Annotated in this window: 26 protein-coding genes; 12 read left to right on the forward strand and 14 right to left on the reverse strand. The window is 71.0% G+C overall.

Going from position 1 to position 26,657, the window contains the following annotated elements; all coding sequences use genetic code 11:
* Positions 1 to 7: 7 nt before the first annotated feature.
* Both FKR81_RS24895 and FKR81_RS24900 read left to right on the forward strand, forming a co-directional pair.
* The gene (locus FKR81_RS24895) at positions 8 to 580 is read left to right on the forward strand and encodes a single stranded DNA-binding domain-containing protein (RefSeq protein WP_146354924.1); all 573 of its coding nucleotides are present in this window, start codon (positions 8 to 10) and stop codon (positions 578 to 580) included.
* A gap of 55 nt (positions 581 to 635) precedes the next feature.
* On the forward strand, positions 636 to 1,058 hold the full coding sequence (locus tag FKR81_RS24900; RefSeq protein ID WP_146354926.1) for a hypothetical protein: 423 nt from the start codon (positions 636 to 638) through the stop codon (positions 1,056 to 1,058).
* On the opposite strand, the gene FKR81_RS24905 is transcribed toward FKR81_RS24900, so the two are convergent.
* The 3 genes from FKR81_RS24905 to FKR81_RS24915 form a co-directional block, all read right to left on the reverse strand.
* Positions 1,055 to 1,945 (reverse strand): neutral zinc metallopeptidase, encoded by an 891-nt coding sequence (locus tag FKR81_RS24905; RefSeq protein WP_146354928.1) that lies wholly within the window; start codon positions 1,943 to 1,945, stop codon positions 1,055 to 1,057. The genes FKR81_RS24900 and FKR81_RS24905 overlap by 4 nt on opposite strands.
* Positions 1,946 to 1,957: 12 nt before the next feature.
* Positions 1,958 to 3,124, reverse strand: coding sequence for a neutral zinc metallopeptidase (locus FKR81_RS24910; RefSeq protein ID WP_235921746.1), 1,167 nt, complete (start codon positions 3,122 to 3,124; stop codon positions 1,958 to 1,960).
* A 127-nt stretch (positions 3,125 to 3,251) separates the two neighbouring features.
* The gene (locus tag FKR81_RS24915) at positions 3,252 to 4,433 is read right to left on the reverse strand and encodes a neutral zinc metallopeptidase (protein WP_235921747.1); all 1,182 of its coding nucleotides are present in this window, start codon (positions 4,431 to 4,433) and stop codon (positions 3,252 to 3,254) included.
* A gap of 165 nt (positions 4,434 to 4,598) precedes the next feature.
* On the opposite strand from FKR81_RS24915, the gene FKR81_RS24920 reads away from it, so the two are divergent.
* From FKR81_RS24920 to nudC, 4 genes are all read left to right on the forward strand, one after another.
* A complete protein-coding gene (locus FKR81_RS24920) occupies positions 4,599 to 6,218 on the forward strand; it encodes a DUF2207 domain-containing protein (RefSeq protein ID WP_146354930.1) in 1,620 nt (539 codons plus the stop codon).
* A gap of 9 nt (positions 6,219 to 6,227) precedes the next feature.
* A complete protein-coding gene (locus FKR81_RS24925; RefSeq protein WP_146354932.1) occupies positions 6,228 to 7,517 on the forward strand; it encodes a M16 family metallopeptidase in 1,290 nt (429 codons plus the stop codon).
* Between the two features lie 273 nt (positions 7,518 to 7,790).
* Positions 7,791 to 9,179, forward strand: coding sequence for a M16 family metallopeptidase (locus FKR81_RS24930; protein WP_186763157.1), 1,389 nt, complete (start codon positions 7,791 to 7,793; stop codon positions 9,177 to 9,179).
* Positions 9,176 to 10,126: an NAD(+) diphosphatase gene (gene nudC, locus FKR81_RS24935; protein WP_146354934.1), complete on the forward strand. Its 951-nt coding sequence runs from the start codon at positions 9,176 to 9,178 to the stop codon at positions 10,124 to 10,126. Before FKR81_RS24930 ends, nudC begins: the two co-directional genes overlap by 4 nt.
* Here the strand turns inward: nudC and FKR81_RS24940 are convergent.
* Positions 10,123 to 10,950, reverse strand: coding sequence for a phytanoyl-CoA dioxygenase family protein (locus FKR81_RS24940; RefSeq protein WP_222598392.1), 828 nt, complete (start codon positions 10,948 to 10,950; stop codon positions 10,123 to 10,125). The two genes, nudC and FKR81_RS24940, sit on opposite strands and share 4 nt — an antisense overlap.
* Positions 10,951 to 11,006: 56 nt before the next feature.
* Here FKR81_RS24940 and FKR81_RS24945 point away from each other — a divergent pair, with 56 nt between their 5' ends.
* Positions 11,007 to 11,783, forward strand: coding sequence for a helix-turn-helix domain-containing protein (locus FKR81_RS24945; protein WP_146354939.1), 777 nt, complete (start codon positions 11,007 to 11,009; stop codon positions 11,781 to 11,783).
* Between the two features lie 30 nt (positions 11,784 to 11,813).
* Here FKR81_RS24945 and FKR81_RS24950 read toward each other — a convergent pair whose 3' ends face one another.
* Positions 11,814 to 12,884: a TIGR02679 domain-containing protein gene (locus FKR81_RS24950; protein ID WP_146354941.1), complete on the reverse strand. Its 1,071-nt coding sequence runs from the start codon at positions 12,882 to 12,884 to the stop codon at positions 11,814 to 11,816.
* Positions 12,885 to 12,994: 110 nt separating this feature from the next.
* Here FKR81_RS24950 and FKR81_RS24955 point away from each other — a divergent pair, with 110 nt between their 5' ends.
* Together FKR81_RS24955 and FKR81_RS24960 are read left to right on the forward strand one after the other, a co-directional pair.
* On the forward strand, positions 12,995 to 13,648 hold the full coding sequence (locus FKR81_RS24955) for a hypothetical protein (protein ID WP_146354943.1): 654 nt from the start codon (positions 12,995 to 12,997) through the stop codon (positions 13,646 to 13,648).
* Positions 13,649 to 13,662: 14 nt separating this feature from the next.
* The gene (locus FKR81_RS24960; protein ID WP_146354945.1) at positions 13,663 to 14,508 is read left to right on the forward strand and encodes a transporter substrate-binding domain-containing protein; all 846 of its coding nucleotides are present in this window, start codon (positions 13,663 to 13,665) and stop codon (positions 14,506 to 14,508) included.
* Here the strand turns inward: FKR81_RS24960 and FKR81_RS24965 are convergent, their stop codons facing one another.
* The 3 genes from FKR81_RS24965 to FKR81_RS24975 are packed head-to-tail and all read right to left on the reverse strand — an operon-like array spanning position 14,509 to position 21,190.
* Positions 14,509 to 18,534 carry a TIGR02680 family protein gene (locus FKR81_RS24965; protein ID WP_146354947.1) on the reverse strand — a complete coding sequence of 1,342 codons (4,026 nt, stop codon included), beginning with the start codon at positions 18,532 to 18,534 and terminating at the stop codon, positions 14,509 to 14,511.
* On the reverse strand, positions 18,531 to 19,721 hold the full coding sequence (locus FKR81_RS24970) for a TIGR02678 family protein (RefSeq protein WP_146354949.1): 1,191 nt from the start codon (positions 19,719 to 19,721) through the stop codon (positions 18,531 to 18,533). Before FKR81_RS24970 ends, FKR81_RS24965 begins: the two co-directional genes overlap by 4 nt.
* Complete coding sequence (locus FKR81_RS24975) at positions 19,718 to 21,190, reverse strand: DUF2397 domain-containing protein (RefSeq protein WP_146354951.1); 1,473 nt, start codon at positions 21,188 to 21,190, stop codon at positions 19,718 to 19,720. Before FKR81_RS24975 ends, FKR81_RS24970 begins: the two co-directional genes overlap by 4 nt.
* A gap of 71 nt (positions 21,191 to 21,261) precedes the next feature.
* Between FKR81_RS24975 and FKR81_RS24980 the strand changes: the two genes are divergently transcribed.
* Positions 21,262 to 22,194 carry a cobalamin biosynthesis protein gene (locus FKR81_RS24980; RefSeq protein WP_146354953.1) on the forward strand — a complete coding sequence of 311 codons (933 nt, stop codon included), beginning with the start codon at positions 21,262 to 21,264 and terminating at the stop codon, positions 22,192 to 22,194.
* A 10-nt stretch (positions 22,195 to 22,204) separates the two neighbouring features.
* On the opposite strand, the gene FKR81_RS24985 is transcribed toward FKR81_RS24980, so the two are convergent.
* The 6 genes from FKR81_RS24985 to FKR81_RS25010 all read right to left on the reverse strand — a co-directional run bounded on the left by FKR81_RS24985 (position 22,205) and on the right by FKR81_RS25010 (position 25,724).
* Complete coding sequence (locus FKR81_RS24985; protein ID WP_146354955.1) at positions 22,205 to 22,981, reverse strand: SURF1 family cytochrome oxidase biogenesis protein; 777 nt, start codon at positions 22,979 to 22,981, stop codon at positions 22,205 to 22,207.
* 60 nt (positions 22,982 to 23,041) lie between these two features.
* A complete protein-coding gene (locus FKR81_RS24990) occupies positions 23,042 to 23,404 on the reverse strand; it encodes a PIN domain-containing protein (RefSeq protein ID WP_235921748.1) in 363 nt (120 codons plus the stop codon).
* Positions 23,405 to 23,486: 82 nt separating this feature from the next.
* On the reverse strand, positions 23,487 to 23,945 hold the full coding sequence (locus FKR81_RS24995) for a helix-turn-helix domain-containing protein (RefSeq protein ID WP_146354957.1): 459 nt from the start codon (positions 23,943 to 23,945) through the stop codon (positions 23,487 to 23,489).
* Between the two features lie 57 nt (positions 23,946 to 24,002).
* A complete protein-coding gene (locus FKR81_RS25000) occupies positions 24,003 to 24,545 on the reverse strand; it encodes a DUF1349 domain-containing protein (protein ID WP_146354959.1) in 543 nt (180 codons plus the stop codon).
* A 4-nt stretch (positions 24,546 to 24,549) separates the two neighbouring features.
* Positions 24,550 to 25,293 carry a fructosamine kinase family protein gene (locus FKR81_RS25005; RefSeq protein ID WP_146354962.1) on the reverse strand — a complete coding sequence of 248 codons (744 nt, stop codon included), beginning with the start codon at positions 25,291 to 25,293 and terminating at the stop codon, positions 24,550 to 24,552.
* Positions 25,272 to 25,724 carry a low molecular weight protein-tyrosine-phosphatase gene (locus FKR81_RS25010; protein WP_146354964.1) on the reverse strand — a complete coding sequence of 151 codons (453 nt, stop codon included), beginning with the start codon at positions 25,722 to 25,724 and terminating at the stop codon, positions 25,272 to 25,274. Before FKR81_RS25010 ends, FKR81_RS25005 begins: the two co-directional genes overlap by 22 nt.
* Before the next feature lie 182 nt (positions 25,725 to 25,906).
* Here FKR81_RS25010 and FKR81_RS25015 point away from each other — a divergent pair, with 182 nt between their 5' ends.
* Both FKR81_RS25015 and FKR81_RS25020 read left to right on the forward strand, forming a co-directional pair.
* Positions 25,907 to 26,113 carry a hypothetical protein gene (locus FKR81_RS25015; RefSeq protein WP_146354966.1) on the forward strand — a complete coding sequence of 69 codons (207 nt, stop codon included), beginning with the start codon at positions 25,907 to 25,909 and terminating at the stop codon, positions 26,111 to 26,113.
* 52 nt (positions 26,114 to 26,165) lie between these two features.
* On the forward strand, positions 26,166 to 26,654 hold the full coding sequence (locus tag FKR81_RS25020; protein ID WP_146354968.1) for a hypothetical protein: 489 nt from the start codon (positions 26,166 to 26,168) through the stop codon (positions 26,652 to 26,654).
* Positions 26,655 to 26,657 lie beyond the last annotated feature (3 nt).

The raw sequence follows: 26,657 nt of genomic DNA on the forward strand, positions 1-26,657 counted from the left end.
TTGTGGCATGTCGAAGAGAACAGTGCTGGCGGGTGTGCTCCTCGCCGCCGTCGGGCTCGGCGCGGGCGGACTCGCCATCGCCGAACAGGCGGCGTCGGCGGACAGCCCCGGTTCGGCCAGGGCGGCTGAGCACCGGCCGGGCCCGCGCGGCCCCGGCAAGGGCCATCCAGGCAAGTTCGCCGAGGGCGTCACGCTCGTCGTCGGCACGGTGAAGTCGGTGGAGAACGGCAAGCTGGTCGTCACCAAGGACGGCGGCGGCGAAGCCACGATCACCACCGACGGGTCCACCAGGTTCCGCGGCGGCGAGCTGTCCGGCCTCAAGCAGGGGCAGCGGGTCGCGGTGCGGGTCAAGGACGGCAAGGCGCTCGGCGTCGCGGTGCCGAAGAGCCACGCGAGTGGCACGGTCACCAGCGTCGACGGCGACAAGGCGGTGCTGATCAAGACGGACGGCCTCCAGGTGAACCTCGACCTGTCGGGTGTCTCCGAGAAGCCGAAGTCCGGTGACCTGGTCGTCGTCACGGGCACCGTGTCCGACGGCAAGACCATCAAGGTCGAGAAGGTCAGGCAGTTGCCGAAGTAGCGCCCGAGTCTGCGACGATCGCTAGGTGGCGGTTCCGCGTATCCCCCATAGATGGGTGCTCATCCTGCTGGTCATCGGACTGGTCGGGGTGGGCGTCGCGGTCGCGATCTGGTTCCCGCTCTCGCTCATGGGAGCCGCGGAACCGCCCCGGCACGTCTCCGCCAAGGTCGTGAAGACCGGTGCCTGCAACCAGGGCATGGACGTCGTCGAGGTCGAGCTCGGCGGCAGCGTGAAGCAGGCGAAGCTCGACGCGTGCGGGCACCACGAGGGCGAGCAGGTCGACATCGTCGTTCCCGAGAGCGCGGACGGTGACCTGGTCGTCCAGACCGCCAGTTCGACGCCGACCGGCAGGCCGCTGGCCAACCGGCTGGCCTCGCTCCTGCTGTGCCTGAGCGGGTTCGCGGGCGGTTTCTACGCCTACCTGTTCCGGTACGGCCCCTTCAACCTGCCCGCGCTGATCTCCGACCCGAAGCCCTAAGCGACCTTGCCCGCGGGAGCGGCGAAGGTGTTGCAGGCGGTCGTCGCGTTGTTCTTGAACCCCAGCGACGCCCACTCGGCCTGGTTCGCGGCCGTGCCGTGCGCGTTGTGCTCGGGTGACTCCTCCAGCGCGTACTGGAAGTCCTGCTCGGCCTCGGACGCGAGCTGCGGCGTCACCGAGCCCCGGCCGGACGCGCTCATCAAGAACATGCCCGCGAAGCAGTTCGCCTGCAGCTCCAGCCGGCGCGACATCTCCAGCCCGGCGGGCGTCTTCTCACCCGCGTCGGTGATCTTCACGTCGGCCGCCCGCAGGATGCCGGTCAGCGCCTGCACGTGGTGGCCGTACTCGTGCGACAACGTGGCCAGGTGCGTCGCGGGCGCGTCGCCGCCGCCGTTGTCGCGCAGCCGCGTCGTCGGCATGTAGATCGTGCGGTTGCGGCCGCAGTAGTAGGCGACGGCCTGCTCGGACGTCGGCGCCTCGCCGCACGGCCCGTCCTTCAGGTCGGGGGAGGCGTCCAGCTTCGGCGCCTCGAACGGCAGGTTCGCCTTCTCGAGCAGCGGCGCCCACGCCTGGTCCAGGCACTGCACGCCGGCCGTGTAGTACGCGGCGAGCTGGTCGTCCCGCACGCCGAACCGCGGCAGCTGGCACGTGACCTGCGGCAACGTCGCCGGCGCCACCAGCAGCGGGTGGTCGGCGAGCCGGTACACCGCGCGCGGGCGCGGCGGCACGCTCGGCTCGGCCGTGGCCGGCTTCGTCTCACCGGCCAGTGCTCTGCCCTGCACGAGACGGGGTTTGCCCAACTGGGTGAGACCCAGCACGGACGCCACGACCAGCGCGAACACCCCGGCGAGAAGGAGCGGGTTGTTCTTGGCCAGTCGATCAGTCACGTGGTTCCCCTCTCAGGCGACGTCCGCGTCGCCGGCCGCCCACGTGTTGCACGCGGCCGCCGAGTTGTTCTTGTAGCCGTGGTTCACCCAGGCGGAGTTGCGCTCGGGCGTTCCGTGGTCGCGGTACGGGTACTGCGGGTAGTCACCGCGGATACCCGCGTCCTGCAGGGCGTGGTTGATCACGTCCATCGGGATCGCACCGTGGGACAACGGCGCGAGTGACATCCCACCGAAGCAGGTCGCCTGGAGTTCCATGCGGCGGTTCAGGTCGAGCCCCTTCGGCGTGTCCCAGCCTCCCGCGTCGTACTGAGCGTTACCTGAAGCTTTGAGGAGGCCTGACAACCATTGGACGTGATGACCGTACTCATGCGCCAATTGGCCTAGATATTTGCCCGGATGGTTCGGCGAGTTGTCGTTCGCGTAGTTGGGCGCGGTCCAGTAGATGGCGCCCTGGCAGTAGCGGGCCGTCTGGTCGGCTTTCACCGTGCCGCACGGGTACTGCATGTCCTGCGTGACGACCTGCAGCTCCACCGCCTGGTAGGGCAGGTTCGCCCGCGCCATCGCCGGCTTCCACATCGCCTCGATGCACACCAGCGCCGCGCGCAGGAACCTGTCCTGGCCCGCGGGCGAGTAGTCCATCCCCGGCAGCGCGCATCCGCTGATGTCCATCGCGCCGACGTCGTTGCGGTGGATCGGGTGGTCGGCGAGCGCCACCACGGCCTTCGGGCCCACCGGCTGCGTCGACGTCGGCGTCGACCTGGTCGACGCGGACGTCCGGGTCGTGGTCGTCGTCGTGGTGGTCGTGGTCGTCGTCTCGCTGTAGGTGTACGTCGGGCTGAACGACGAGTAGCCGCCGTAGCCCGAGTCCGTGGTGCGGTCCGAGCTGTTCGCCGCGATCAGGCCGACCGCGCCGACGCCGAGCAGGACCACGCCGAACAGCACGAGCGCCACGATCGGCCCGTTGTTCTTCTTGCGCGGCATCATCGGGTACGGCTGGTACCCCGACGGTGCCTGGTATCCGGTCGGCGGCGGTCCCCACGACGGCTGCGGCGGTGGCATCACCGGCCGCGGCGGCGGCATCGGGCCTGCCGGGCCCTGCTGCCACTGAGGTGGCGGCGGTCCCTGCGGCGGGGGTGGTCCCTGCGGGGGCGGCGGCGGGCCGTAGGGCGGTCGGCCCATCGGCGCCGGCATGGGTGGTGGACCCACCGGGCGCGGCGGCGGCCAGCCTCCCGGCGGCGGTGGTTGCGTCATCGCCTGAGGTTCCTCCCCGTCAGCCCAGGTTCACGTACGAGCATAGGTGCGAAGGTCATGCCACGTCCGCCGCATTCGCCATCCAGGTGTTGCAGGCGTTGGTCCGGTTCGTCTTGTGGCCGTGCATCACCCAGCGGCCGTTGTTCTCCGTGCTGCCGTGGTCCGGCGTCCGGCTGCCGTCCCCTCTGTTGGACGCGTCGGAGAGACCTTCGTTCACCACGTCCAACGGGATCGCCCCGTGCGAGAGCGGCGCGAGCGTCATGCCGCCGAAGCAGGTGGCCTGCAGCTCCTTGCGCCGGTTCAGCTCGAGACCGGTGCGGGTGTCCCAGCCGCCCGCGTCGTACTGGGCGTTGTCCGCGGCCTTCAGCATCCCGGACAGCCACTGGATGTGGTGGCCGTACTCGTGGCCGAGCTGGCCGAGGTACTTGCCGGGGTGCGGCGGCATGCCCGCCTCGTTCGCGTAGAAGCCGCCCGGCCAGTAGATGACGCCGCGGCAGTACATCGCGGTCGCGTTGTTCTGCCGCGAGCCGCACGGCGTCTGCGTCGTGCCGGTGAACACCTGGAGCTCCACCGGCTGGTACGGCAGTTCCGTCCGCTGGAACACCGGCTTCCACATCGCCTCGATGCACGGCAGCGCCGCCTGGAGGAACCGGTCCTCGCCTGCCGGGGAGTAGTCCATCTTCGGCAGCGCGCAGCCGTTGACGTCGAACGTGCCCAGATCGCCGCGGAACAGCGGGTGGTCGCCGAGCTTGTACACCGCCTGCGGGCCGGGCGGCTTCGACGGCGTGGTCGAGGTGGACTTCGACGCGGTCGTGGCAGAGGGCGCCGTGGTGTCCGTCGTCGTGGTCGTCGTCGCGCTGTAGGTGTACGTCGGGCTGGCGGACGAGTAGCCCGCGTACCCGGCGTCCGAGACGCGGTCCGACCTGGTGGCCGCGATGATCCCGATCGTGCCGACGCCGAGCAGGACCGTGCCGAACAACACGAGCGCCACGATCGGGCCGTTGTTCTTGCGCCTCGGCGGCGGCATCAGCGGGTACGGCCGGTAGCCGGGCGGCGGCGGGAATCCGGGCGGCGGAGGTCCCCACGCCGGCTGCGGTGGCGGCATGACCGGGCGCGGCGGCGGCATCAACTGCGGCATCAACGGCAGCGCCATCGGCCTCGGCGGGGGCAGCGGACGGCCCATCGGCGCAGGCGGCGGCACGTGCCGGGGCCACTGCTGGGGCGGACGCGGGGGCATCGGCCTGCCGTGCGGCGGTGCCGACGGCACCGGTGGCGGACCGACCGGACGGTGTGGCGGCCAACCGCCGGGTGGCGGTGGTTGCGTCATCGCTGAGATTCCCCCATATGGCGTCTACCGGAAAGCGCACCAGAGCATAGGGGGAGTCGGCTATTCTCCGCGGCCGTGTTGAGAAACTGGGGAGCGGCGATCTCCTGCTTCGTCGTGGTGATGTCCGCGTGCGCGACGACTGCGTCCGCGCAGCCGCTGCCCGGAACCGTCAGCACCGAGGTGCGGATGAAGCTGGAGCGCGACTCCAGGCTCACCGTCACCGAGACCGTGAACGTCCCGGACGGCAAGACCGTGAAGCGGTCCGTCCCCTTGCGACTCGCGGTCGGCAACGACCTCGACCGCCTCTTCAAGATCACCGAGCCGAAGGTCGACGGCAAGGGCACCGCGTCGGTCGGCGACGACCGCTTCGAGGTCTCGCTCGACGGCGGCCAGTCCACGATCAGCTACACCGTCGAGGGCGCGGTCGCGAAGGTCGGCGACTCGCTGGAGCTGCGCTGGCAGGCCGCGGGTGGCTGGGACACCGAGATCGACCGCGTGTCGGTGACCGTGTCCGCTCCGGACTCGCCCACGTCGGTCAACTGCCTCGCGGGCCCGGTCGGCTCGTCGCAGCCGTGCACGAGCGCGGACCTCGCGGACGGCCGCGGCGTGCGCGCCCAGGAGATCAAGCTCGCCGCCGGTGAGCGGGTCGACATCGCGGTCGGGCTGTCGGCGGGTGTCGTGCCCGCGAACGCCGTCGTGATCGAGAACTCGTCGCTGGCCGCCGCGTTCGCGCTGACCCCGCTGTCCGGTGCCGCGCTCGGTGGCCTGCTGCTGCTCCTGCTGGGTGGCGTCGCGCTGCTCTGGTACCTGCGCGGCCGGGACTCCGCCGCGCTCGCGGCCGAGGTCGGCCCGGTGAACGTGCTGGTGCGCGACCAGGGCGGGCGCGTCGCGTTCGCCTCGCCGGACGGAGTGCTGCCCGGCCAGGTCGGCACGGTCGTCGACGAGCACGTGGACGTCGTGGACGTGACCGCCACGGTGATCGACCTCGCCGTGCGCAACTACCTGTGGATCGCCGAGGTCGATGGTCATGACTGGCGCATCGTCCGGCGCAACCCGGCCGACGACGCCCTGTCCGGCTACGAGCGCGCCGTGTACCGCGCGCTGCTGCCCGACGGCGTGGACGCGGTGACGCTGTCCGACCTGAGGTCCCGCCGGATCGACCTCGCCGAGGTGCGCGACGAGCTGTACGCCGACGTCGTGGAGAAGCGCTGGTTCGTGCGCCGCCCGGACGCCGAGCGCAGCCTGTTCTGGTGGGTGGGCATCGTGATCGCGGTGCTGGGCCTGGCCGCGACCGTCGTGCTGGCGCTGACCGTCGGCAACGCCCTCTTCGGACTCGCGGTCGCCGTCGGCGGTGGCGCGCTGGCGTTCGGCGCCCGCTCGATGCCCGCGCGCACCAAGCGCGGCAGCGCACTGCTCGAGCACGTCCGCGGCCTGCGCGGGTACCTGCACGGTGTCGCGCCGGACGACATCCCGGAGAGCGACCGCGAGCTGGTCTTCTCCCGTTCGCTGCCGTACGCGGTGGTGCTGGGGGAGACCGAGCGCTGGCTCAGCACGTTCGCCGCGCAGTCCTCCGGCCTCTACTGGTACGGCGAGTCGGCCGACTTCAGGCGCAGCTTCCCGGCGTTCCTCGGTGCACTCGACGGTGTGCTCGCCCAGGCCGGACATCTCCGTTCCTTGCGAGCCGCGAACCCGTAGGCTGCGTGCATGGCCTCACCCCAACTCCACAGGTTCACGCTTCCCAACGGCCTGCGGGTGGTGCTCGCGCCCGACGCCAGCGCACCGGTCGTCGGGGTGAGCGTGCACTACGACGTCGGCTTCCGATCGGAACCCGAGGGGCGCACAGGTTTCGCGCACCTCTTCGAGCACCTCATGTTCCAGGGCAGCGAGAGCCTGGAGAAACTGGCGCACTTCCGCCACGTCCAGTCGTCGGGTGGGACGTTCAACGGGTCGACGCACCCGGACTACACGGACTACTACCAGGTCCTGCCGTCCGCGGCGCTGGAGCGCGCGCTGTTCCTCGAGGCCGACCGGATGCGCGCGCCGAAGATCACCGAGGAGAACCTCCGCAACCAGATCGACGTGGTGAAGGAGGAGATCAGGCTCAACGTGCTGAACCGCCCGTACGGCGGCTTCCCGTGGATCCTGCTCCCGCCGGTGCTGTTCCAGACGTTCCCCAACGCGCACAACGGGTACGGCGACTTCGTCGACCTGGAGAACGCCACGGTCGACGACTGCGCCGCGTTCTTCGACACCTACTACTCGCCCGCCAACGCCGTGCTGACCGTCGCCGGTGACGTCGACGTGGCCGCGGCCACCGCGTTGGTGGAGAAGCACTTCGCCGACGTCCCGCCCCGCCCGGCGCCCGAGCGCCCGTCGTTCGCCGAGCCGCCGCCCTCGGGCGAGGTGCGCTCCACGCACGTCGACGCGCACGCCCCGATGCCCGCGCTGGCGATCGGCTACCGCGTGCCGGACCCGGTGAGCGACATCGACAACTACCTGGCCTACCTCGTGCTGGCCGGGGTGCTGACCGACGGCGACGGGTCCCGGCTGCAGCAGCGCCTGGTGCACACCGAGCAGCTGGTCACGGACCTGTCCGCCGGCTGCGGCCTCTTCGGACCGCTCGAGGCACGCGACCCGGACACGTTCAGCATCAGCGCCATCCACCCGGCCGACGTGCCCACCGACCGGGTGATCGCGGCGATCGACGAGGAGCTCTCCCGGCTGGCGCAGGAGCCGCCGTCGGTGGAGGAGCTGGCGAAGGTCACCGCGCGGTGGGCGTCCACCATGCACCGGGAGCACGACCGGCTCACCAACCGGACGCTCGGCCTCGGCTCGGCCGAGCTGCTGTTCGGGCGGGCCGAGCTGATCTACGAGCTGCCCGAGCGCATCGCCGCGGTCACCGTCGACGAGGTGTCCGCCGCCGCGAAGGCGCTGCGGCCCGACTCGCGCGCCGTGTTGATCGTCCAGCCCGCCAACGGGGCCGACAGTGTTTGATGGCCGCTGCTCCGCAGACGGCGGCTCGGTCGCCGGGAAGTCGATCGTCCGGCCACTCGCTCTCGCCGAACGGGCTTCGCCGATTCGGCGAGACCGGGCGTCCGGACGACCGACGCGACCGAGCGTGGTTTCCGCGGAGTGCTGCGTTCCGCGCTTGCGCAGAGGTCCCCGCCAGGGGGTCCCCTGCTTTCATTTTCCCATGCGGCACCGACAGTTTCGGGCACTGACCAGCCAGCCTGTGGACAACCAGCCCGCGACCAACGGAGGACAGCTGTGAGCGCCCCGGCAACCCACCGCTCCGCCGAGGAGATCGGCCGCACGCCGCTCGGCCCGCGCCCGCTCCCGCCGCTCGGCGAGCAGAAGGCCGCCGCGGACATGTCCCACGTGGACACCGTCCTGCCGAACGGCCTGCGGGTCATCGCGGTCCGCCGTTCGACCGTGCCGCTGGTCGAGCTGCGGGTGCGCGTCCCGTTCGCGGACCCGGCCGAGTCGAGCGAGGGCAGCCAGCACTCGGCGCAGGCCGAGATCCTGGCGAACACGCTGCTGACCGGCACGGCCACCCGTGACCGCGTGCAGATCGACACCGAACTCGCGCTCGTCGGCGGCGAGCTGGACGCGGTGGTCGACCCCGAGCGGCTGAGCATCTCCGGCAGCTCGCTCGTCACCGGGCTCGACACGCTGCTCGACGTCCTGCGCGACGCGCTCACCGGCGCGGTCTACCCGGCCGACGAGGTCGAGCGCGAGCGGGCGCGGCTGGTGGAGCGCATCGCGCTCGCCCGGTCGCAGCCGAACGTCATCGCACGCGAGGCGCTGCAGAAGCACCTGTACGGCACGCACCCGTTCGCCAAGGAGATGCCCGAGGCCGACGAGGTCGCACGCGTCTCCCGCGACGAGGTGCAGGCGTTGCACGCCAAGGCTTTGCTGCCGCGCGGCAGCGTGCTGGCGGTCGTCGGCGACATCGAGCCCGCGCAGGCCGTCAGCGCCGTCGAGGAAGCGCTGAAGGCCTGGCAGTCCGACGGCGAGGCGCACGAGATGGCGCCGCTGCCGATGGTCGAGGGCGGCGACCTGGTGCTGGTGAACCGGCCGGGTGCGGTGCAGTCGCAGATCCGGTTGTCCGCGCAGGCCATCACCCGCACCGACCCGCGCTACCCGGCGCTGCAGGTGGCGAACCTGGTGTACGGCGGGTTCTTCAGCAGCCGCCTCGTGGAGAACATCCGCGAGGACAAGGGCTACACCTACAGCGCGCGTTCGCACCCCGAGTTCACCTCGCACAGCGCCACGCTGCTCGTGGACGCGGACACGGCGAGCGACGTCACCGCGGCCGCGCTGCTGGAGACGCGCTACGAGCTGGCGCGCCTGGGTCTCGTGCCGCCCACGGAGTCCGAAGTGGACACCGCGCGCCGGTACGCGATCGGCTCGCTGCTCACCACGACCTCGTCGCAGGCGGGGCTCGCGTCGTTCCTGGTGAACCTCGCGGGGCTCGGGCTCGGCATCGAGTGGCTCGTCGCGCACCCCGAGCGGCTGGCGAACGTGACGGCCGAGCAGGTGGCCGAGGCGGCGCTGGAGTTCTTCGCCCCCGGCAACTTCACCGGTGTCGTCATCGGTGACGCGGCGAAACTCGCTCCGAAGATGCGTGCTCTCGGTGGGATCATCGTTCCGTGACATTCGACCTGGTTGGCCTTCCCGCGTTGTCGCGGTTCACGATCGACCGTCAGGAGCCGCTGCGCGGTGACGACGAGCGGCTGCAGCAGCTGTGGCCGAAGTCGCGGGTGATCGTGGTGGACGTGCGCGGACGGACGCTCGTGTCCGACCGCGGCACGCGGGTGGTCGACCGGCCGGCGACGGAGTTCGGCGACCAGCCGCCGCACACCGCCGTCCTGCTCGGCGAGCAGGACGGCGTGGCGCACTGGGCCGTCCCGCTCCCCGCCGAAGAGACCGAGGAGGCGCCCGCCGGGCGCGCGTGGAGTTACCCCGAGCTGACGGACGAGCCGCAGTGGCTCGACCTCCGCCAGTCCGGGGCCACTTTGGACGACACGTCCGCCGGTCTGTTCACGACCGCGGCCGCGCTGTTCCAGTGGCACCGCATCGCGAAGTTCTGCGCCAAGTGCGGTGCGCCCACCACCGTCGAGAAGTCCGGCTGGGTGCGGATCTGCTCCGGCTGCGGCCGCGAGGAGTACCCGCGCACCGACGCCGCCGTGATCTGCCTCGTCCACGACGGCGCGGACCAGGTGCTCGTCGCGCGCGGCGTCGAATGGCCGGAGGGCCGGTTCTCCGTGCTCGCCGGGTTCGTCGAGGCAGGCGAGTCGCTGGAAGCGTGCGTCGCGCGCGAGATACTCGAAGAGGTCGGTGTCACCGTGCACTCGGTGCGCTACCTCGGCAGCCAGCCGTGGCCGTTCCCGCGCTCGCTGATGATCGGCTTCGAGGCGATCGCCGACCCCACCGAGCCGCTGCGCCCCGCCGAAGGTGAGATCGCGGAAGCCAAGTGGGTCCCGCGATCCCTGCTCCGCGAAGCGTTGAAGGCACCCGGCACCGTCCCGGACCTGTACATGGCCGGTGGCGCGTCGATCGCCTACCGGATGCTGCAGTCCTGGGCCGCCGAAGGCGACTAGCGCACGCAGCCACCCTCACCGGCGGGCCGCACGTGCGGCCGCATCACGTCGGTGATCCCCTTGAACGCGTACGGGTCCTCACCCGCGACCAGCACGACGTCGCGGTGGTCCACGGTGCCCATGCTGTCGTCCGCGCCCGGCGGGAACCACGGCAGCAGCGAGCCCGCGTTCATGTAGTGCGTGACGTACGCGCGCCGCATGCCGTGCCTGCCGGTGTTGGGCAACGACCGGTGCAGCAGGTGCCCGTCGAACACCAGCGCGCTCCCCGCGGGCAGCTCGACCGGGATCGCGTTGTCGTCGGTGAACCCGTGCGCCTCCTTCGTGCAGTCGAAGCGCACGTCGTGCTGCTCGCGGTCCGGGTACAGGTAGCCGCGCCGGTGCGAACCGGGCAGCACCCACAGGCAGCCGTTCTCGACGGTCGCGTCGTCCAGCGCGATCCACACCGCCGTGAGCGAACGGTCGCGCGTCGGGATGTGCGTCTCGTCCTGGTGCCACGCCTGGCCCGGCTTGCCCTCGGCCTTGATGAACAGCATCGACTGCATCATCTTCACGTCCGGCCCGATGACGCCGGTGAGCGCGTCCGCGATCTTCGGCAGCACCGCGACGTCGTGCAGCACCTTCGAGATCTTGTGCGGGAAGTGGACGCACAGGTACCTGCGCAGCACGTCGTCGTCCGGCTCGCCGGGTGCCGCGGGGACGACGCCGTCGATCTCTCCGCGTTCCCCGCGGCAGATCGCGGTGGCCTCGGCCCGCACCTCGGCGAGCTGCTCGGAGGTCAGGACGTTGTCGACGACGAGGTAGCCGTCATGCGCGTAGTTGCTCACATGTGCATGCTCAGTTGTGATGATCGGTGCTGGCCATGCTCAGGAGGTGCTGACCGTTGTCCGGATGTACACCAGCGGTCGCCGACTACCCGGCGGGCGCCCGGATGCCGACGCGGGTGATCGACGACTACGAGCTCGTCTGGATGCTGCGCGGCCGCGCGACGTTCGTCACGCCGGACGGCACGACGCCGCTCGTTCCCGGTGTGCTGCTGCTGATCCCGCCCGGCTTCGAGCACGGCTTCGACTGGGACCCCGCCCGCCCGAGCAGGCACGGTTACGTCCACTTCGGACCTTCGTACGTGGACGGAACCGTTGCGGCACCGGTGTTCGCGCGGATGACGGGTGACAACCCGATCGGCGGGCTGTGCGCGTACCTGCTCACCGGCCTCCAGGTCGACGAGACCCTGCGCTACCTGGTGTCGGTCGTGCTGGCGGACCCGCCGGAGCCGCCGGTCACCGGGCCGCTCGTCCACGCCGTCGAGCACCTGCGCCGCACGTGGGCCGAGTTGCCGCTGCGCCGGGTCGACGTGCGGGAGCTGGCCGCTGCGGCGGCGGTGACCCGCGGCTACCTGAACCGGCTGTGCAGGCAGGAGTTCGGGGTGAGCGTGGCGGCCGCGCTGGAGCAGGTGCGGTGCTCGCGGGCGGAGACCCTGCTGACCCGCACGGACATGACCGTCGACGCGGTGGCGCGGCAGTGCGGGTTCGCCGACGTCAGCCACTTCTCGCACCGGTTCTCCGCGCTGTACGGCGTGCCGCCCAGCGCGTATCCCGGCAGCCCCACCGTCATGGACCACCCCGGTGTGCGGCGGCTCACCCGGCTGCTGTGGGCCTGAGCCGGGCGCGGTCGGCGTTGGTGAACGCGCTCAGGTGAGCGTCGTGAGGACGTGCTCCTCGGTGACCTGGAGCCCGGTCGCCGCCATGGTCCCGGCGAGCTGGGCGTCCCACGACGCGGCGGGCGGCGGCGTGGTCAGCGTCGGCAGCTCGACGCCCTGCGTGAGCAGCGCGGCGACCGCGTCGCGGTAGTCGGTCGCGGACATTCGCCATGCCGTGCCGCCGGTCCACGCCAGCACGTCGTCGACCAGCCTGATGCCGTCCGCGGTGAAGTCGCCGTGGCAGCGGATGCGCGTGCCCCGGTCGGCCAGGCGCGCGAGGTGGTGCCGCGCCTGTGCAGTGAGCCCGTGGTCGAGCACCAGCAGCGGGCCGGGGAAACCGGACTCCAGCAGGCGCGGGCTGCGGCACACGGTGATCTCGGCGAACTCGGGTGCGCTGTCCAGCGTGAGGTGGCCGTTGGTCGTCAGCACCGGGTCGGCGAGTCCGTCCCGCAGCACGCCGCAGCGCTCCCACAGGGTGCGCGGATCACGCGGTACGTCCACGCCGTGCGCGAGCGCGGCCGCGCGCAGGACGATCCGCGCCAGCGGTCGTCCGTCGTCGAGGTCGTTGCCCGCCAACGAGTGCCGTGACACCCACGCGCGCGGTGGTGCGTCGAGCGCCATGCGGCTGAGCACCTCGGCGGCGCGCGTCGCGAGCATCGGCAGCGCCGGCTGGGGGATCTTGCCGTAGCGGCGCACCTGCTCGATCCACGCCGCCGCCCACGGCCGCGCGTCCAGCCTGTGCTCGCGCAACGCGAACCGCAGCACCGCGTCCGCCGTCGGCGCCTCCTGCTCGGCCGTCATGCCGACCGGCCTGCCGTGCACGGACTCCAGCACGCCGACCAGCGTGGTCCCGGCGGCGCGCAGGTGTTCGTCCAGGCGCGCCAACGAGATCTGCCTGCGCGCCGGGTGCGCGACGGGCTTGCGCAGCACCTCGCCCAGCGCCTCGGCGGTCGCCGCGTCCTCGACGCGGATGCTGAACGCCGAGCGCCCGCCGCCCTCGAGCGTCTCGCGCGCGAGTTGCCACAATTTGGCCAGTTCAGGGCGGTGGTACGGATTTGTCACGCCATCAAAATAGGTTATGGATTCTCGTTCGGCCGCGAACGGGCTTGTCTACAATCGCGTGTGACGGGGGTCACGCAATCGATCTTGAAGCAAGGCCAGGGGGAGTGATCTTGCGGTCCGGACTCGTCGCCACCATCGTTCTCGCTTGCATCGCCGGAGTCTCGTTCCTCACCGCGTGGCTGATCACCATGGGGTCCAAGGGCGGTGAGCTCGCCGACATCCTGTCCACCTCACTGGGTGCGCTGTCGTTGCTCGTCACCGCGCTCAGCTTCTCGTTCAACGTCAGGGAGCGCAGGCGGCCCGAGCGGCACGCGAAGGTCCACCGGCCCCGCTGGATGTGGGTCTCGGCGGCACTGCTCACGACCGCGCTCGCCGGTGTCGCCGGCTACTTCTGGATCTTCGTCAAGTCGGACATCCCGGTGACCGACCGTGCGCAGATCACCGACGGCGCCCGGATGAAGGTCGGTGTCGAGGCGGCGATCCACATCCCCGGCGACCCGCCGGATCGCAGGTACTTCGCGTTCGTGCCCGCACTGACCAACCCGACGGCGGTCGGGGACTGCGTCGGCTCCGCGCGGCTGAAGATCGCGTTGACGATCGACGGCAGGCGGACCCAGCAGCAGACGGGTGTGCTGCCGCAGCAGGAGATCACGATGGACCTCGACGGCGTCGCTCGCGAAGCGAAGGTGCTGGTCGTGCTCGACATGCAGGACCCGGCCTGCGAGGTCGACCTGAGCCTCACCGAAGCCGTTCTCTACAACTAGGAAGAGCTGTCGCCATGCTTCGCCTTCTCGCTGTCCTGCTGGCCGCGGCGCTGCTCGCCGCGTGCGGCTCCCAGGGCAGAACACCGACCACCGCCGCGTCGGCGCCGACCACGCGCGAAGCAGCCGCCGCGCCGCCGCTCAACGTCGGCGTGTCCACGGACCTCCCCGGTGTCGGCAGCTTCGACGCGAGCGCGCACGTGCGGTCCGGGTTCGACGTCGACCTGTACCGCTGGCTGGCCAACGAGAGCCCCGAGTTCACCCCGGTCGAGGTCGACCTGCCGATCAAGGACCGGGTGAACGCGTTGGTGGACAAGAAGGTCGGCATCGTGGTGGCCGGTTTCTCCATCACCGACGAGCGCCGCAAGTCGATCTCGTTCGCGGGCCCCTACCTGGAGACCCAGCAGGGCGTGCTGATCCGCGCCGACGACAAGCGGATCGCCGTCGTCAACGACCTCAGCGGCAAGACGGTGTGCGCGCCGCGGGGCAGCACGTCGCTGGCGCAGCTGTCCCAGGCGCAGCAGGGCCGGATCACGATCGTCGAGGTCACCGGCTCGCAGGAGTGCGTCGACAAGCTGGTCGCCGGTCAGGTGGACGCCTTCTCCACCGACCAGCTGATGCTCTACGGGTTCGCCAGGAAGGACGCGGCGCGGGTCGCCGTGGTGCCGAACCTCGTCTTCGGCGCCAAGGAGCGCTACGGCATCGGGCTGCCCAAGGGTGACGTCGCGTTGTGCAGGCAGCTCAGCGAGAAGCTCCGCACGTTCATGACGAGCGGGGCGTGGGAGGAGTTCTTCCGCACGAACTTCGGCGAGCTCAGCCCGGCCGGGTACAAGCCGGACCCGTACGTGCTCGACCCCTGCTGATCACGGATCGACCCGGTCCAGCGCCGCCCCGTCCCACGTGGTCTGCGTGCACGCCACCCCGCGCCCGTTCTTGGGCCGCAGCACGTCGTAGATGTGCATGCGCGGAATCTTGTCCGACACGCCCCACCCGGACGGCCAGGTGATCACCCAGTCCATGTCCAGGTCGACGAGCAGGCCGAGCATGCGGGCGATCGTCGGGTCGTCGAGGCGTTCGAACGCCTCGTCCAGCAGCACCAGGCGCAGCGGGTCGAACTCGCCGGACACCGCGTCGTAGAAGCTGGCCGCCGCGGCGAACAGGGTCACGTACGAGATCAGGCGGGTCTCGCCGGACGACAGCTGGCGCAGGCGCCGTTCGCGCGGGTTGCCGTCCGGGCCGGTGTCGGCGACGGTCACCGTGAACTGGTGCCACGTGCGGTAGTCCAGCGCGCGAGAGAGGATCTCGGCGTAGCCGCCGGTGTGCGTGTCGCGCTCGGCCTCGATGCGTTCGGTGAACACGCGGCGCAAGGTCGCGTCCTGCTCGGGCGTGCGTTCACCGAACGGCAGGCGCACCAGTGCGAGCGCCTGGCGCGTCTCGTCGTCCAGCGCCGAGCTCGACTTCCAGGACAGCTTCACGTGCACGCCCTGGCTCGACCGCGCCTGGGACAGCACCTCGTTCATCCGCTTCGTCAGGTCCTCGGCCACCGAGATCTGGCCGCGCAGCCACTCGGCCAGGTCGCGGATCAGGTAGTCGGCGAAGATGCTCTGGTACTGCTCGTCGAGGAAACCGCGCTGCTCGGCCAGTTTCGTCGTCACCTGGCGGGCGGCGACCGCGACCGGGCGCGCGCCCTCCTCGCCGGTCACCGTCACGGTCAGCAGGCCCGCGTGCTGCTCGGCGGCGATGTCGTGGCTGCCGGACAACGACGTCTGCAACGCCTGCAGCTTGCTGATCACCGTCGCCTCACCCGCACCGCGCCGGTCGCCCGCCTCCGTGATCGCGGCGCGCACCGCGGCGTGGTCACCGTCCACCTCGGGCAGTGCGGCGACGAGCAGGCCCGGTGCGCGCACGGTCGCGTCGAACTGCGACACCGCACGGACCTCGGCGTCCTCGGCCTCGGTGACCTGCTCGGAGTTGGTCTCCAGCAACGCTTCCAGCTTCGCGGCCTGTTCGCGGGCCGCGGTGACCTGCTCGCGCACGGTCTTCAGGTCCGTGCGCATCTGCTTGCGCTGCGACTCCAGCGACGTCAGCTGTCCGGCGATCTCGCGCGCCTCGCCGCCGATCGCGTCGGTCAGCTCCGCCAGCGTGCTCGCCTGGGCCGCGTAGTCGACGCACCGCGCGTCCGCGTCCGACTCGGCGGTCTCGCGGTCCTGCACGGACTCGTGGTAGCGGTGCGCGGCGTCGGTCAGGTCGGAGATCGTGCCCTGGCAACGCTTCCGCATCGCGTCACCGAGCCGGTCCGCGATGCGCTGCGCCTCGGCGGCCGCCGACTGGGCGTGCCGCAGGCCGTCCGAGTCGGCGGGCAGGCCCGCGTCACCGGCCTGCTTCACCAGCTCGCCGCGCGCGGCTTCCACGCGCGTCGCGGCCGTGTCCAGCTCGGCGCGGAGCTCCTGGGTGCGCTGTTGCGCGCGTTCGGCCGACTCCTCCGCCGACTGCACGCGGCTGTGCTTCGCGATCAGCTCGCCATCGGCGGGGAACTCCGCCAGGTGCGACTCCCAGGCAGCGACCTGCTCGTGCGCGCCGGCCAGTTCCTCTTCAGCCACACCGAGTTCGGCGCGCAACGACGCCAGCTGGTCCTCGAGGTCCGAGATCCGGCGCTGCCGTGCCGCCTCGCGCGCACCGGCGCCGATGAACTCGGCTTCCGGCTTGCTCCACCGCCCGGTGAGCACACCCGCACGCCAGCCGCCGTCAACCGACAGCACCAGCGCGTTGTCGTCGTCGAGCGCCACCGCGGCCAGCAGCTCTGCCACCAGCTCCTCGGCCACCGGCGACCCCTCCACCGCCGGCACGAGCACGTCGGCCAGCGAACGACCGGCGACTGCGGGCCGCGAGGTCGCGACGACGTAGCCGTCGCACGAGCCCTCGGTGACCCACGCGTCGAGCAGGCCGCTCGCCTGCAACGCCGCCTCCAGCCCGGCTCGTTCGGAGTCGCTCAGCGATGAAGTGAAGTCCACCAACCGGTAGAAGGGTGCGCCGCTGGCAGAATCCCGTTGTGCCGCAACGTACTTGCCCGGCTCGGGGACGCGCTCGTCACCGGAGCGCAGGCCGGCCAGCTCGGCGTCCAGCTCGTCGATGCGCGTGCGGAGCTCGGTGCGCTGCTGGGAGAACGCGTGCGCGGCGTCGCGGGCGGCCTGCACCAGCGGGCCCGTCCACTCGCGGGCCATGCCGGTCAACGCCCGCGCGCCTGCCGGGTCGATCACCGACGGCAGTGCGAACTCCTGCTCCGGCCGTTCACCGGCCAGCGGGCCCGCACCGCACCACGTCTCGACGCTCGAGAGCCACGCGGAGGTCAGTGACGCGAGCTCCTGCACCTCCTGGTTGCGCAGCGCGGTCGACTCGGTCGCGGCGAGCTGCGAGTCGCGTGCCTTCTGCCGCAACGAGTCCACGGACAGCTGCTGCGCGTCCAGCTCCAGCGCCTGCTGGTGCAACGCCAAGGCCAACGCACCCCGTTGCCGCGCAAGGGAGGCGATGGAGGTCGTGGCGTCGGATGCCTTGCCCAACGCGGTGACGACGTCCTCGGTCGCGGCGGCGGGCGGTACGCGCCGTTCGATCGGCAGGGGCTCGGACTCGGGGTCCGGCTTGGCGCGCACCGATGCCGTGACAACGGAAGCCGACGCGTCCGGCACCTGCGGCACGACGGGCGCGAGCGAGTCGTCCATGCCCGCGGCACGCAGGTGCTGGCGCAGCGGCTCGCTCAGCTCGGCGGCCGAACCCAGGTCCTCGGCGAGGCGGCGCAACAGGCGCAGCACACCCTCGACGGCCGCGTCCTCCTGCGCCCGTTGCTTCGCGGCCATCTCCAGCGCCGCGATCGCGGAGGAACGCTTCTCCGCCACCAGGTTCTCGCGCGTCTTCAGGTCCTGCAGATCGCGGAACGCGGGCAGTTCCTTCAGCGCCGCGATGGTCTCCTCGGCCTGCTGCTCACCGGTCTCGAGCTCGCCGAGCGACTGCTCCGACGACACCCGCTCCGACCGCGTCTGGTCCAGCTGGCCGGACAGCTTCGCCTGCTCGCGCCGCAGCCGCGCGACGGACTTCTCGGCCGCGTCCAGCTTCTCCGCCGACGAGCGCAGCCCGCCGAACGCGTAGTCCGAGTACGTCTTGAGGAACGTGCCCAGCGCACTGTCCGCGGAGGACAGTCGCGTGATGTTCTCGCGGATCGACTCGAGGTCGTCGAACGACGTCGCCAGCTGCTCGATCATGACCTGGTCCAGCGGCGGCAGCGCGTCCGACAGGATCTGCTCCAGCTGGCCTTCCAGCACCTTCAGTCCGACGTCCGGGTTGCGCAGCGTGCGCTGCAGGTGCAGCAGGTCCGGGTAGCGCGCGGCAGGCACGCCGTAGACGGTCTCCGCGATCTTGGCGCGGAACGCCGCGTCCTCGAACACGCAGTCCGCGCCGATCACGTCACGCAGGTTCGCGGGCCCCAGCGGCACCCGGTCCGGCCCGGCGAGCTGCAGGTCGTGGCCGACCCGCATGCCGGTGACGAACCGCCACGAGTCCGTGATCGCCTGCGACGTCTTGGACGCCTTCACGCCGAGTCCGCAGGTCAGGAACTCCTCGTCGCGCTTGAGCTCCACCCACGCGTACCCGATGCGGTTCGGGCCGCCGTCGTAGTCGTCCAGCATGAGCCGCCGGATGCTGACCGTGTCGAAGCCCTTCGAACCGAGCTGACGCAGGTCGCCGTCGAGGCACAGCGGCAGCAGCAGCTCGAGCGTGCGCGACTTGCCGGAGCCGTTGGTGCCCTGGAAGATCGCGCGCCCACCGGAGAAGTCGAACGTCTGCTCGGTGTACTGCCAGATGTTGACGATGCCGCCGCGGTGCAGCCGCCACCTGCTCATGACGCGTTCTCCTCATCGAACAGGGACCAGCTGGGCACTACCTCGGCCACGGGTTCCGGCACGGCTTCCCGTTCCGGATCGCCGTCCGGCACCGGGATCCACCGGTGCGCCGCCGCGCTGATCGACCAGCCGTCGTCGCACGGGACAGCGAGTCCCATGCGCCGCAACAACTCCGTCACCTCGTCGGTCAACCGGTCGAGGTCGTCGGTGAACTGCTTCGACCACGCCGCCGGGTAGTCCTCGACGAGCACGGCGCACGCCTCACGAATCCGTTGCCGGGCAACGACATGCCGTGCGGGCGCGTCTTCGTGCTCGTGCTCCACCAGCTCGGGCAGTGCGAGCAACGCGATGCGCGCGACCGTCGAGGTGCCGGGGAAGTAGAGGTCGGTGAGGACGTCCTCGGGATCGGACGTCAGCACGCCCTCGACCCGGCACTCGGTGTAGAGGCCGAAGCACTGCTCCAGCAACGCGGTTTCCTTGCGCTGGTTGCGGCGCAGCCACTCGGACTGGTCGTCCGGCAGGTCCGCGTACAGCACCAGCGGCGTCTCGACGAGCTTGCGGCGCACCGCGTGCTCGACGCCGCGCGGGCCGGGACGCGCGGCGAGCCGCACCAGGTGCTCCGGCGACTCGGCCTCGCCGACCGGGCCCGTGACGAGCTGGCCGAGCAGGTCCGTGTCGATGGTGATCAGCGCTTCCTGCGGCACGGTGTCCTGCACGACCGTGCCCTCGGTCTCGTGCACCACGCCCAGCGACACCAGGTGGCGCAGCGCGGCGGTGAGCGCACGGCGTTCGGTGATGTCGTCCGGCGCGTCGATGCCCGCTTCCGTCGCGGCGGCGCGGATGTCGGCCACCAGCCGTGACAGCAGCGTCTGGCGGCCGGTGCCGGTCAGCACGGCCAGCGTCAGCGCCAGGTAGGCATACGCGCGCGGCGACAGACCCAGCACGCCACGGGTGTCGTCGTTGCCGGGGCCGGACTTGTACAGGCGCGCGAAGCGGCGTTCGACGACCAGCCGGTAGCCCAGCAGGCCGGCGAAGAGGTCCTGGAGCACCGCGCGGTGCCGGTAGACGAGCGTGAGCAGCTCGCCGTCCGGGCCGTCCGTGCGCAGCAACGGCCTGCGCAGCAACGTGCGCGCGCAGCGCACCACGTTCGCGGCGTCGATGTCCGAGAGCTCGTCGAGTTGGTTCATTCGCTCAGTGCCAATGTCGCGTCGTGCAGGGTGAGGGTGCCGGCCGCGGACTGGATCTTCGTCGTGGTGCCGTGGCTGACCGTGACCTTGAGGCCGCGGACCGGATCGCTCGCCTCGCCCGAGTCCTGCGGGGTGTCGCGCTGGGCCATCGCGAGCGTGAGCAGCTCGCAGAGTACTTCGAGCGCGCCGTGGCTCAGCGTCGTGCCGTGCAGGTCCTTCGCCGCCCTGGTCAGCTCGGTGACGTGCGCGGCCCTGCGTTCGTCCGCCTCGCGGGCTTCGGCCAGCAGCGACTGCTCGGTCATCGGGTCGTCCAGGATCCGCGACGTCCGGCCGCGCGCGCCGCGGTCGCCGCGGCTGCGGACGCTGACCGTCACGTCGTGCACCGGGCCGTCGCGCCACGCGGTGCGCTCGTTGTCGCTGTCGTGGTCCGGCGCGGGGGACAGGTGGCGCGCCGAGTAGAGGCCGAACGCCGCCGCGTACAGCTCGTGCGCCTCCTCGCGGGTGCCGCTGTCGAACCACTTCGCGAGCTTCAGCAGCTCGGCCCGCCGTCCCGGGAGCAGGCCGCCGCCGGACGTCGCGCGCTTGACGCTGGCCAGGAGGCTGCCGATGGCGCGGGCGGTGGCTTCGCGCAGCGCGGTGACCTGGCTCGGGCGGCCCGGCCGGTCGACGAACCAGTCGGTGAGGTCCTGCCAGTCGTGCTCGCTGCGCCCGCGGGCCCGTTCGACGTCGCCCGCCAGCTCGGTGCCGAGCAGCCGCAGCAGTTCGGGACGGGCCCTGGTCAGCGCGGCCAGCGTCTCCGCGATCGCGGGCGTGTACTTCAGCACGTCCTCGACGACCCGCTGGATGTACTCGACGAGCAGGTTGCGGAACCCGGCGATCTCGTCCGGCGCCAGGTGGTTCCGCGTGACGACCTGGCCGAGGTAGGCGTAGAAGTCGCGGACCGTCGCGGCCAGCTCGGCGTGCTGGAGGAACAGCGTGGTGACGCGTTCGGCCAGCAGCTCCCTGGTGCGCTCGCCCTCGTTGAGCAGCGCTACTGACAGGCTGCCGCCGAGTTCGCTGAGGCCGCGTTCGATCGCGGGCAGCAGCTCGCGGGCCACCTCGCGGGCGCCTTCGGGCGCGCGCAGCAGCTCGTCGACGTCGCGCTGGACGCGGACGGCGAGCTTGCTGACCTGGTAGCGGACGCTGCCGTGCTGGAACTCGGCGATGCTCGCGGCGACCACCTCGCGGCGGCCCTGCACGAGGTTGCCCCACTCGACCAGCTGCTTGAGCCGGGTGATGACGTTCTCGATGCGGGACTCGCCCTGCTCCACCCGTCCCTCGCGTTCAGCACCCGCGAGCGCTCCCGCCACCTCGCCCGCGGACAGGTCGGCCAGGAGCGTGGAGGTGAACAGACGCATGATCGCCAGGTACGTGCGCTGGTGGTCGCGCGCGTCCAGATAGGCGTACAGCTTCAGCCTCTTGTGCTCCACGACCGGCCACCCTAATGCGGGCGACCGGCGGTCGCGGCGCTACGGTCTCTTCGGACTCTGGGGAGGCAGGCGTGGGCGCGGGGCGCGCGGTCGGGTTGTTGCTGGGCGTGGCAGCGGATGCGGTGCTGGGTGATCCGAAACGATTTCACCCGGTAGCGGCATTCGGGCGGACAGCCGCCGCGCTGGAACGCCGTCTCTACCGCGATCACCACGCGGCGGGTGTCGCGTACTCCGCCGCGCTGGTCGGCGGGACCGTTGCCGCTGGTGTCGCACTCGAACGGGTGGGGCGGCGGCACTGGGTGCTGCAGGCGCTGACGACCGGTCTGGCCACCTGGGCGGTGCTCGGCGGGCGGTCGCTGGCCGCCGAGGGCACCGCGATGGGCCGTGAGCTGGACGCGGGCGATCTGGACGCCGCGCGGGCCCGGCTGCCTCATCTCTGCGGCCGCGAACCCTCCCGGCTCGACTCGTTCGGACTGGCGCGGGCGACCGTCGAGTCCGTGGCGGAGAACACCTCGGACGCGGTCGTGGCGCCGCTGCTGTGGGGCGCCGCGTTCGGCGTCCCCGGACTCGTGGGCTACCGCGCCGCGAACACCCTGGACGCGATGGTCGGGCACCGCTCGCCCCGCTACCGACGGTTCGGCTGGGCGTCGGCGCGGCTGGACGACGTCGCGAACCTGCTGCCCTCGCGTGCCGCCGCTCTGCTGACCATCGCCGGCGCGCCGGTCGTCGGAGGCTCGGCTTCGCAGGCCTTGGAGACGTGGCGGCGTGACGCGTCCGCGCACCCGTCGCCCAACGCCGGCCAGGTGGAGGCCGCGTTCGCCGGTGCTCTGGAGATCAGGCTCGGCGGGCGGACCGTGTACTCGCACGGCGCGGAGGAACGGCCGGTGCTCGGGCACGGGCGCAACCCCGACGCCGGTCACGTGACGCGTGCGGTGGAGCTCTCGCGCGTGGTCGGGTTCGGTGCGGCGCTGCTGTCCGCGCTGGTGGCGATCTTCCGCCGCTGAACCCGGTGGGTCAGCCGTTCTGCCTGGTCTCCTGGTAGGCGTCTTCCTCTTCGGCCAGCATCTCGGCGACCGACTTGCGGCGCGTGCGCTCCTGCGTGAGCGCCCCGCCCGGCTGGATCTCGCGCCAGCTGAAGTAGGCCCACCCGCCGAGCGCCATCACGCCGAACGCGATCCACTGGAGTGCGTAGGAGAAGAACGGTCCCGCGTCGAGCTTCGGCAGCGGCAGCGCGTTGATCGCGCCCGGCTGGTCCTCCACGATCTGGAAGTAGCCGGGCTTGATGCCCTTGCCGACCGCCTCGGTGTTGATCGAGTACACCTGCCGGCGCCCGTCCTGCTCGAACGCGGGCCGCGCGTCCGACTCGTTCGGCCGGGCCATGCCGATCACCGTGACCTCGCCGCTGGGCGGCGCGGGGAAGTCCGGCGGCTTGATGCCGTTGACCGGCCGGACGTAGCCGCGGTCGACCAGGACCGTGGTGCCGTCGGTCGTGCGGAACGGCGTGAGCACCTCGAACGCCGCCTCGCCCTGCACCGTGCGCAGCCGGGCGAGCGCTTCGTCCTGCGGTGCGTAGGTGCCGGTCAGCCGGACCTTCTGCCACTCGCCGTGCCCGGCGGTGAGTGCGACCGGTTCGCTCCGGATCGACCGCGTGATCGCGTTGTTCTGCGTCTCGCGCTCCACGTCGCGGCTGAACTGCCACGGGGCGAGGAGGGTGAAGCAGGCCGTCGCGAAGACCCAGACGACGAGGGTCAACGCGATCCAGCCTGGCTGCAGGAGGAACCGGAACCGCACCTCTTCACGGTATGCGCTGGTCGTGCGTCACACCTCAGCGGGTCGTCAGGTCCGGCCGACTCACATCGCCCGGAGCTCGGCGACCGACTGAACGAGCCCGCAGCGTTCCAGTGATGTCAGCACATCGCCGATCGTTGCTGGTGGCCTACGCCAGGAGTTCGCGATCTGCTGGACGCAACTCCAGACGACTTTCGCGTTGAGGCCGATCTGGTCGAGCACGAACTCGTCGCCGTCCTTGGGGTCGATGTCCCACCGGTGCAGCGAGTCCGCGGGGAAGTCCTTGCGGTTGTTCGTCACGATCACCTGAGCACGAGCCTTGATCGCGGCTGCCAGGACGTGACGATCGTCAGGATCGGGGAGATCCAACGCCGGGATCAACGGTTCGTACCCGGTGACCAGGCAGTCTCGAACGGCTGTCAGCATCGGGCGCGCCGATCCGCACCAGCAGGTCGCGAAGAGTGTTCGGGTAGAGGACGTTCGCGTCGTAGATGACGACAAAGCTCACTCAGGCCATGCCCATCTCTTGCGTGAGCGCCGACAGTTCGTCGGCCGCCTGCCGCCGCCGCTGATCGTCGTTGCGCATGTACTCGATCAACGATGCGGCCTTGATCCGGCGATGCTTGCCGACCTTGCGGTACTCGATCTCGTCCGCTTCCAGCAGTCCGATCAGGTACGGCCGCGAGACGTTCAACAGGTCCGCTGCCTGTTGTGTCGTCAGCTCGGCGTCCGCAGGGACGACGGAGACGCCGTGACCAGCGGCCATGTAGGCCAGGATCTGCGCGAACAGCTCCACCGCGGCACGCGGCAGCAGCAGTTCGTCATCGCTCTCCTCGACCCGGACCCGGACAGCTTCGGTTCCCTCCGGATGGCTGTTGAGGTAGGCCTTGACCCGGCTCAGGGCAGCGTCAGCGGCGACCACGTCCTCGTGGTCCGGCTGTACCGGTTGCAGCGCGGCTGTGCTCATCGGTATCCCCTCCCGACAAACGCATTATCCGCAGTAATCGAAGCAAACGCAACAGTGCTACGGGGTGACGAGCGTGGCGGCGTGGAACGTCGCCGTGAACCCCGGCCCCTCCGGCGCGGCACCCATGATCCCGACCAGCGCGGGCACGCCCGGCGGGAAGTAGGCCTTGCGCAGGAAGATGGTGGGCTCGTCGCCGTCGAGCCCGTAGTGGACGTGCACGGCGTCACCGCGCCGCTCGGCCTTGATCGTCATCCGGTCGAACGCCGGGATCGGTGTCACGGACCAGTCGGAGAAGCCGCGCGTCACCACGGCGCTGGCCTGCGGCCCGGCCTCCACCAGCTCGACGCCGGTCTTGATCCAGTTGTCCGAGTCGATGCGCAGCGCGACGCCGACCTGGTCGAACCGGCCGGTCAGCGTGGCGCTGAACGTCGCCGTCACCGTGCAGTCGCCGGGCACGACATCGCCGTAGATGTGGCCGTTGTCCCGGAACACGCCGTTGCCGGTGGTGTGCCAGAAGTCGGTGCTCTCCTCGACGTGCACGGTCAGGGCGTCGCCGGACGACCACTTGGCGGGCTCGTTGAACCACTCGGTGAAGGCCATGGGCTCATGCTCGCAGCGCCGCGCGCGCGGCGGTGAGCGTTTCGGCGAAGTAGCCGCCGCCGAACAGCACGCAGTGCACGAGCAGCGGGAACAGTTGGTGCAGCGGGACGCGGGCGCGCCAGCCGTCGGCCAGCGGGGCGATCTCCTGGTAGGCGGCGATGATCCGGTCCAGGTGCGGGCAGCCGAACAGGCGCAGCATCGCGAGATCGCTCTCGCGGTGACCGCCGTGCGCGGCCGGGTCGATCAGCCAGACGCGTCCGCCGGTGCCCCACAGGACGTTGCCGTTCCACAGGTCGCCGTGCAGCCGGGCCGGGGGCTCGGGCGGGCCGGCGAGCTCGGTGATCCGCGAGCAGACCTGCGAGATCACGCCGGGCTGCGGGAAGTCGGCACGGAGGTAGGGCTCGATCCGCTGCGAAGCGAACCACTCCGGCCACGACGGAGCGGGCGAGTTGACCATCGGGGCCATGCCGATCGTGGCGACCGGCGGACCGCCGGGTGGCGCTGCGCCGAACGCGGGCGCGCCGGTCAGGTGCAGTGCCGCGAGCCTGCGGCCGAAGTCCTCGGCGGCGGCTGTGGACGGTGAGCCGTGCGCGATCTCGTCCATCACCACCCAGCCGCCGACCTGGGCGTGCACCACCGGAACGGCCGGTCCGCCGGGAACGGTGAGCCAGCGCAGTCCCGCCGCCTCGGCGACGGCCGCGGAATGGTCCGAATGCCACTTCGGCCTCAGAGGCGTTCGCGCACCCACGCCAGCATTCCCGGCATCGCGGACTCGACCATCTCGAGCACTTCCTCGAAACCGTCCCGATCGCCGTAGTACGGATCAGGTACGTCAACTCCCGAAGCATCGGGGTCGAAAGACCGCAACAACCGGACGCGATCGGCGGGAACCATGCGCCGCAACGCACGCGCGTGCCCGGAATCCAAAGCCACGAACAGATCCGCGTCGAGGTGCTCGTCACCGATCTGCGCCGCCGCGTGCGACGTCGGATAACCGTGGTCCGCCAATGTCTTGCGGGCACGGGAATCCGCCTGGTCACCGACGTGCCAGCCGCCGGTTCCGGCACTGGTGACGAGAACCGCGGAATCCAACCCGTTTCGCCGCAGATGTTCTCCGAACACCAACGCCGCCATGGGAGACCGGCAGATGTTGCCGGTGCAGATGAACGAGACGTGCACGCCGACACTCTAACGGCGCAGCCGAAGGTCTCGATCTCCTGAAGGAATCACCTTGGCCGGGAAGACCTTCACCGATCACCGGAAAGCTGGGGGATGCTGGTGTGGCCCCGCTCACTGTCCTGCCAACGGTAACGCGAAGGCCGCTCACCCAGATGTAGGAACAAACCGAACTGGAGGCCGCCATGCAGACCGGTACCGACGCGCCCGCGCAGCGCGAGATCATCGGGTGCACCGACGCCCTCGGTCGTCGCCGCGCGTTCGAGGTCTACCTGAACGACCGTGGGCGCGTGTGTTTCCGCACGCCTCCGGGTGAGTCGGCGCAGCTCGACTCGTTCCAGCTCGAAGACCTCATCAACCACCTCACGGAGCTGCGCCGCTACATGCAGTGAGAGCGGGCCCATCTCAGCACCCTCTCAGCGGGGGAAGGTGAGGATTGACCGCGTGTCCGCCACCGTGGTTCTCACTCTCCCGGCCATAGCTGAGGCCTTGCCGCGGGTCGACGAGGAGATCAGGACTCTGGTCGCCTCGTCGGCCCTGCCGGAGGTCAGCAGGCGCGGCAAGCGCTTGCGATCCATCATCGTCCTCACCGGCACGCTCGCGCTGGGCGGAGGACTCGACGACAAGACGATCAACAGTGCCGCGCTCATCGAGGTGCTGCACCCGCGCCACGACGTCGCCGAGCTGTTCCGGCTCGGCTGCGTGCTCGCGAACCACTGCGCGGCCGCCGACGAGGAAGAACGGATGGCCGCGTACGGCACGGCGTTCGGACGGATGTTCGAGCTCGCCGACGAGACACCGGTCGTCGAGCGGTGCTGGGAGCTGGCGGGCGAGGCCGCGCGAGCCGTTCCCGACCGGGACAACGACGCCGCCGCCATCTTGCGCGAGCTGCCCACCGCCTACCTGCACTTGATGAGCGCGCTGATCGCCTAGAAT

The sequence above is a fragment of the Lentzea tibetensis genome, assembly GCF_007845675.1.
Lineage (GTDB): Bacteria > Actinomycetota > Actinomycetes > Mycobacteriales > Pseudonocardiaceae > Lentzea > Lentzea tibetensis.

Bases quoted from the DNA above. Each gene is read 5' to 3' on its own strand.
- FKR81_RS24895 (WP_146354924.1), top strand. From the start codon at position 8: ATGTCGAAGAGAACAGTGCTGGCGGGTGTGCTCCTCGCCGCCGTCGGG.
- FKR81_RS24910 (WP_235921746.1), bottom strand. From the start codon at position 3,124: ATGGGCCGACCGCCCTACGGCCCGCCGCCGCCCCCGCAGGGACCACCC.
- FKR81_RS24915 (WP_235921747.1), bottom strand. From the start codon at position 4,433: ATGCCCCCGCGTCCGCCCCAGCAGTGGCCCCGGCACGTGCCGCCGCCT.
- FKR81_RS24925 (WP_146354932.1), top strand. From the start codon at position 6,228: ATGGCCTCACCCCAACTCCACAGGTTCACGCTTCCCAACGGCCTGCGG.
- FKR81_RS24960 (WP_146354945.1), top strand. From the start codon at position 13,663: ATGCTTCGCCTTCTCGCTGTCCTGCTGGCCGCGGCGCTGCTCGCCGCG.
- FKR81_RS24965 (WP_146354947.1), bottom strand. From the start codon at position 18,534: ATGAGCAGGTGGCGGCTGCACCGCGGCGGCATCGTCAACATCTGGCAG.
- FKR81_RS24970 (WP_146354949.1), bottom strand. From the start codon at position 19,721: ATGAACCAACTCGACGAGCTCTCGGACATCGACGCCGCGAACGTGGTG.
- FKR81_RS24990 (WP_235921748.1), bottom strand. From the start codon at position 23,404: ATGCTGACAGCCGTTCGAGACTGCCTGGTCACCGGGTACGAACCGTTG.
- FKR81_RS24995 (WP_146354957.1), bottom strand. From the start codon at position 23,945: ATGAGCACAGCCGCGCTGCAACCGGTACAGCCGGACCACGAGGACGTG.
- FKR81_RS25000 (WP_146354959.1), bottom strand. From the start codon at position 24,545: ATGGCCTTCACCGAGTGGTTCAACGAGCCCGCCAAGTGGTCGTCCGGC.
- FKR81_RS25015 (WP_146354966.1), top strand. From the start codon at position 25,907: ATGCAGACCGGTACCGACGCGCCCGCGCAGCGCGAGATCATCGGGTGC.